We start from the raw sequence: 6,486 nt of genomic DNA on the forward strand, positions 1-6,486 counted from the left end.
AACTACCTCGTTTTTCGCTGTAGACAACAGATAAAGAACCCATCCGTTCGGTAATCGTCCGGATAAAGCTTCATGTATGGTTCCGTTTCAACTGTTAATTCATAATCAGTTTTAACCGGAATTAAGTCAAATTCTGGGTGCTGCTGTCTAAATTTTTCGATAACTTGCTGATTTTCTTCATCAACAATTGTACACGTACTGTAGGTCAAAATACCACCGACTTTTACCTTCTTGGCAACACTATTTAAAATGGCCAATTGAATCTTTTTAAGGTTCTGTAAGTCGGCCTCACTACGAGCGTACTTGATTTCAGGTTTACGCCGCAATAAACCAAGACCAGAACAAGGTGCATCAACTAAAATACGATCAAACTGCTCATCAGCAAATTTACTGTGTACATCCCGCGCGTCCATTACCTGGGCCGAAATAACATCAGAAACATGCAACCGATTAGCGTTTTCTTCAATCAAACGAACTTTATTAGCGTGTAAATCCAAAGCAGTTACGTGACCGCCTGCCCCAGCGTTTAGATAAGTTGCAATATGCGTGGTTTTCCCACCAGGCGCTGCACAAGCATCCAAAACTTGTTGATTTGGTTTAAGTTGCATACTAGGAGCCACTAGCATGGAGCTTTCGTCCTGCACCGTATATTGACCAGCCTCAAAGGCAGCCGTTCCAGCAAAGAAACCACCTTGGCTCACTAAACCAACTGGGGTTAAATGACTTGGCTCTACCTGTAAATCAACATCCGCCAATTCAGTCTGTAATTTTTCCGCATTAGTAACCCGCGTATTGACTCGAATTGAAGCCGTTGGGGGCTCATTAATATGTTCCAAAATTGCCAAAGTTTTCTCTTGGCCCAATTGTGTTTGTAGCTTTTTAATCAACCAGACAGGCAAACTATATTTGATGCTCATTTGTTCGTCGGCATCCGCTATTTCCGTGAGATCACGCAAACCAGTTCGTTGAATATTGCGCAAAATGGCCGTCACCAAACCAGCAGTTCCCTGGTTACCACGATTTTTAGCAATTTCGGTTGCTTCATAAAAGATGGCCCGGTTAGGAATTTTATCTAGGTAGGTCATTTGGTAAACGGAAAGCCTTAATACCTGCCGTACCCAGTGTTCCAGTTGCTGTGGCTTTTTTACAAATGGTGCTAACCAATAATCTAAAGTTAGCCGGTGTTGAATAACCCCGTAAACTATATTAGTCAGTAAACCAGCATCACTTGAATTTAGGCGCACTCGATCAAGCACTTGATCAAGGGCAATATTTGCGTAACTGCCCTCTTTTTCAACTCGCTCTAAGATATCCACTGCTAAATAACGTGGTGTTTGCTTTAATTTATTTGCCATCGAATAATTGTTGTCCTTCCTTAATGCCGTGCCCAATACCGTTTAAAAAGGCCGTTATTGGCATTCTTGCTTTACCTGCTGGCTGAATTTCATTAACGGCAAAGACGCTTCCCGCTCCAGCAGCAAGCGTTAATTGGTGCTTTGTCACTGTAACAATACTTCCTGGTGCCTGGGTCGTTTTTTCTGTTAAAGGTTTTACCGACCATAATTTAGTTCGTTTACCTAACATCATAACATAAGCACCTGGTTCTGGGCGTAAAGCCCGAACTTGGCAATCAATTTGTTGCGCTGTATTTTCTAAATTAATTTCTTCTTGTTCTGGTTTGATATTTGGCGCAAAGGTTACTTTAGCAGGATCCTGAACTTGCGGCGTTATCTTTCCGGCCAGAAAATCTGGTAACGTTGTGCGTAAAAGTCGCTCCCCCACTACACTAAGTTTGGCAAATAAACTCCCACTATCATCCGTTGCCTCAATTGGTAAACGTTCCTGGCGTAAAATATCACCTGCATCCATCTTCATCACCATTTTCATAATGGTCACGCCGGTTTCTTTTTCACCCTTTAAAAGTGAATACTGAATCGGAGCACCACCGCGATATTTTGGTAACAACGAAGCATGCACATTTAAAGCCGCAATTTTTGGTGCCGCAAGCACGCTCTTAGGTAAAAATTGGCCAAAAGCGGCCGTAACAATCAAATCTGGTGCCAGATCAATAATTCGTTGTGCCTCTGAGCTACCGCTTAATTTTTCCGGCTGCAGTACCTCTAATTGATGTTCCAAGGCAACTCGTTTTATCGGAGATGGTGTTAGTACGTGCTTCCGGCCAACTGGGCGATCTGGTTGTGTCACAACGGCTAAAACCGCGTAACCTTGTTTTAGCAAACTTTCTAAAATTGGAGCCGAAAATTCTGGAGTACCCATAAATACAATTGACGTCAAATTTAACTCCTCCTTAATTCTTCAAGGTTAATTTACACTTCACACGGAAGTTTGTTCGTGTGATCCGCTTTGACTTACTTCTTTTTAAATGAAACTCAGCGGCTCACGATCGATTGAGATCTGAATTCCCTTTTTGGTTTCCTGATTGTCTTGCATTATTTTTGTTAATTCAGCGTTTAGGTTAGGTTCATTTTTATATTTGATCACCATCTGGTAGTAATAACGCCGGTTAACTCGTGCAATGGCCCGTGGTGTTGGCCCTAAAATAATCGCTTCTTTGGATAAAACTGGTTTTAATTGATTCATTAACTGAAAAATTTTCTTTGCGGCCAAATTTTCTTCTTCATGGCTGGCTGTTAGCAAAATAGTGAAATAATAAGGTGGGTAATTACCTTGATGACGTAATGTCATTTCTCGCTTGTAAAAGCCTTCGTAGTCATGATGCCGGGCCAATTGAATGGCGTAGTGTTCCGGATTATAAGTCTGAACAACTACTTCACCCTTCTTGTCGGCCCGGCCAGCGCGACCGCTGACTTGAGTTAATAACTGAAAAGTTCGTTCACTGGCCCGAAAATCAGGTAAACCTAAAGCCGTATCGGCATTTAAAACGCCAACTAAAGTGACATCAGGAAAATCAAGCCCTTTAGCGATCATCTGTGTTCCAAGTAAAATATCAGCATCATGCCGACCAAACTGATTTAAAATTTTTTCATGAGCACCCTTACGGCGAGTTGTGTCAACATCCATTCGTAAGATGCGGGCAGTTGGTAATAGTTCCTTTAACTCCGCTTCAACTTTTTGGGTGCCGGTACCATAATAACGTATTTTATGACTGTGACAGTTTGCGCACACCTTGGGAATCGCTTCTTCGTGCCCACAATAATGACATTTCATCGAATGGGTATCCATGTGTAACGTTAATGAAATATCACAATTAGGACATTTCAAAACAAAACCACAATCACGGCACATCACAAATGATGAAAAGCCACGGCGATTAAGCATCAAAACACTTTGTTCATGTCTAATCAACCGTTGTCGAATTTGCGCCAGCATCAACTCAGAAAAGTTACCTTCAGTTGTCTTCTTCAATTCATTTTTCATATCAACAACGGTTACTTCTGGCATAGGCCGATCATTCACTCGGTGTTTCAGGCGAATTAAGTGGTAAACGCCCTTTTGTGCACGCGCCCGGGATTCCAACGAAGGCGTTGCACTGCCTAAAATCACAGGGCAGTTGTGATACTTAGCCCGCCATAAGACCACATCCCGGGCATTGTACCGGGGCATATCATCTTGTTTATAACTTGTTTCATGTTCTTCGTCCATAATAATTACACCTAAATGACTTAACGGTGCAAAAACGGCCGACCGTGCTCCTACAACCACTTGGGCCTCTTGGCGCTCAATTCGGCGCCATTCATCGTAGCGCTCACCAGTCGACAAACCACTATGCAGCATTGCCACCCGCTCACCAAAACGGCCCTTAACACGATTAACCATTTGGGGCGTTAAGGCAATTTCTGGAACTAACATTAACGCCGTTTTACCAAGCTTTAGCGCATCTTGAATCACTTGTAAATAGATTTCAGTTTTGCCACTTCCGGTCACACCTTCAACTAAGTAAACCTCGTTTTCGCTTGCTTTAACCGCTTGACTAATTTGTGTGACGGCGGCCGACTGTTCTGCAGTTAAAACTCGTGGTTTTGTGTGTTCAACTGTATGGCCAGCGTAAGGATCACGGTATTGCTCGATCGCAACCTCCTTGAACCAGCCTTTCTTGGCTGCTGTCCGTAATGTTTCCCGTGATACCGCAGCAGCCGCCAACACTTGCTGGTAGGCAATTGCCTCCGTTTGACCTGCAACTGAGGCCAAATAAGTTAACAATAAAGCCTGCTTTTTAGCAGACTTAGTTAAATTGGCTTTTAATGCTTCACATTCGGCCGCCGATTTAGTTGGCAACAATCCTTTAAGCATTTTTTTATGCGCACGATTATTAACGTGGTAAACAATTTCAACTTGCTGCTCTTTTTGTAACTGTAATAATTTATGGGCCGAAGTTAAACTAGTTGCCTCTGAAAAAGGAATTTCCTGTTTACCTTGAAATAATTCAGTCGCTAATTTAGGGTCAGCAGTTGGTTCAAGACGAACCGTTTTTTCGTAGCTAGCCTTCATAACACTAGGCAACATGGTTTGTAAACAACTAATCCAAAAAGCAAACGTTGATTGGGCCAACCACTGCGACAATTGTAGTAATTCATGGTTGAGCACTGGCCGCAAATCAACTACCGAAACGATTTCTTTTAAAGTACCTTCAAAAGAACTTTGATCGGTAATCGCAACAACAAATCCTTGCAACTGACGTTTACCGAAAGGAACGACAACTCGCATTCCGGGACTGATTTGCTCGGTCAAACTAGCCGGAATTGCGTAATCAAAAGGTCGATTAGTCTGCATTGTCGGAACATCCACAATTACCTCTGCTATTTGCGTCACCACTGGCCCTCCTCTCGTTTAGATCTAATTTAACTTCAAATCTTTTACTGCCTGTGCTAAAATCTCCCGGGCAATAACATGTTTATCTGCTAACGGCAAATCAAGCGGCCCTTGATTTGGTCGGAAAATGGTCACTTTATTCGTATTGACGTTAAAACCTGCATTACGATTGGAAACATCATTGGCAACGATCATATTTGCCTTCTTGGCACTTAATTTTCCTTGCGCATATTCAACAATATTCTGCGTTTCTGCAGCAAAACCAATTAAGTATTGTTGTTGTTTATTCTGCCCAAGTGTCGCTAAAATATCCGGCGTTTTTTCTAATTCTAAAGTTAAAGTTGCCGCCGTTTTCTTTATTTTTTCTTTAGCAACCTGTTTAGGCCGATAATCAGAAACGGCCGCTGCCATAATAACAATTGCAGCCGTTTTAAACTGTGCCTGAACAGCCTGACTCATTTGTGCCGCAGTTTCCACCGAAATAAGCGTTATTCCAGTTGGTGCGTTTAAATTCGTCTTTGCACTAATTAAGATTACTTCAGCCCCCAGATCACGCGCAGCTTCCGCCAAGGCATAACCCATTTTACCGGATGAATCATTCCCAATAAAACGAACTGGATCTAACCGTTCACGGGTACCCCCAGCTGTAACAATAACTTTTTTACCCTGCAATGGTAATTGTTGTGGATTAGATTTATGCGCAACGTAGTCCGCAATTTCATGCGGCTCTGGCAAGCGTCCCTTACCCGAGTAGCCTTCAGCAAGAAAACCGACGGCCGGATCAATCACATCAAACCCATCCTGCTGCAATTGAGCCAAATTACGAGCTACCGCCGGATTTGCCAACATATGCACGTTCATCGCTGGTGCAATATATTTTGGCGCAACCGTAGCCAATAATGCAGTCGTTACAAAATCGTCCGCAATCCCATTGGCTAATTTACCAATAACATCTGCTGTAGCCGGTGCAATGATAGCGATATCCGTCCAATCAGCTAAAGCAATATGAGCCACCTCCGCCGCATCTTCTTGTTTAAAACGATCTGTATAAACAATGTGTTTACTCAACACTTGAAAGGTAAGTGGAGTTACAAAAGCGGTTGCTCCCTCAGTTTCAGCCACACGAACTTCTGCGCCACGGCGAATTAATTCTCGCACTAAAGAAGCCGCCTTATAAGCTGCAATTCCACCGGTAACGTATAGCGCAATATGTTTTCCTGCTAACAATTGTAGTTCCTCCACTTCTTCATCGATCAACTTAGGGAGTGTTTGGAAAATTCTTACCTACACTTATTTAGAAGGCCATTAAAAACTGACCTTCTAACACATTTGGCCCAAAATTAATCAGGTAAATACTAGCAAAAGTGTTTTCCAAACCCACCTTAGTTAAATCATTGGTACTCTAAGATTAAACTTGTTTAATAATTTTAGAATTGAACTGCAGTCTAATCCCGCTCTTATTTCATTTGGCATCATTAGCAAAATTAGTAATAATTCTTAGTTGCAAAGTAACGACTGACTAATTTTACAAATGCTTCCTAAATTCTTCTGCCTATAATTGTAGCAGAAAACAACTAAAATAGCTTTGCGCTTGTCACAAAAAAAGGTCAGGAATTTTGGCTCTATACTTTTTCCTGTTGATAGTTTACAAATGGTAAACTATTAACAGGATTTTTGTGCAGAAAAAGAGCTCAC

The 6,486-nt window shown here is 42.1% G+C and carries 4 protein-coding genes; all 4 read right to left on the reverse strand.

Annotated features, from left to right (window positions below):
* Positions 1 to 2: 2 nt before the first annotated feature.
* The gene (gene rsmB, locus EKM98_RS07325; RefSeq protein ID WP_125981686.1) at positions 3 to 1,355 is read right to left on the reverse strand and encodes a 16S rRNA (cytosine(967)-C(5))-methyltransferase RsmB; all 1,353 of its coding nucleotides are present in this window, start codon (positions 1,353 to 1,355) and stop codon (positions 3 to 5) included.
* Positions 1,345 to 2,295, reverse strand: coding sequence for a methionyl-tRNA formyltransferase (fmt, locus tag EKM98_RS07330; protein WP_125981688.1), 951 nt, complete (start codon positions 2,293 to 2,295; stop codon positions 1,345 to 1,347). Before fmt ends, rsmB begins: the two co-directional genes overlap by 11 nt.
* An 84-nt stretch (positions 2,296 to 2,379) precedes the next feature.
* On the reverse strand, positions 2,380 to 4,791 hold the full coding sequence (gene priA, locus EKM98_RS07335; RefSeq protein WP_125981690.1) for a primosomal protein N': 2,412 nt from the start codon (positions 4,789 to 4,791) through the stop codon (positions 2,380 to 2,382).
* Positions 4,792 to 4,815: 24 nt separating this feature from the next.
* Positions 4,816 to 6,018, reverse strand: a complete 1,203-nt coding sequence (gene coaBC / locus EKM98_RS07340) for a bifunctional phosphopantothenoylcysteine decarboxylase/phosphopantothenate--cysteine ligase CoaBC (protein WP_125981692.1) — start codon at positions 6,016 to 6,018, stop codon at positions 4,816 to 4,818.
* Positions 6,019 to 6,486 lie beyond the last annotated feature (468 nt).

This window comes from Loigolactobacillus iwatensis (assembly GCF_003950295.1).
GTDB lineage: Bacteria > Bacillota > Bacilli > Lactobacillales > Lactobacillaceae > Loigolactobacillus > Loigolactobacillus iwatensis.

Excerpts from the sequence above, each read along its gene's own strand:
- rsmB (WP_125981686.1), bottom strand. The coding sequence starts at position 1,355 with ATGGCAAATAAATTAAAGCAAACACCACGTTATTTAGCAGTGGATATC.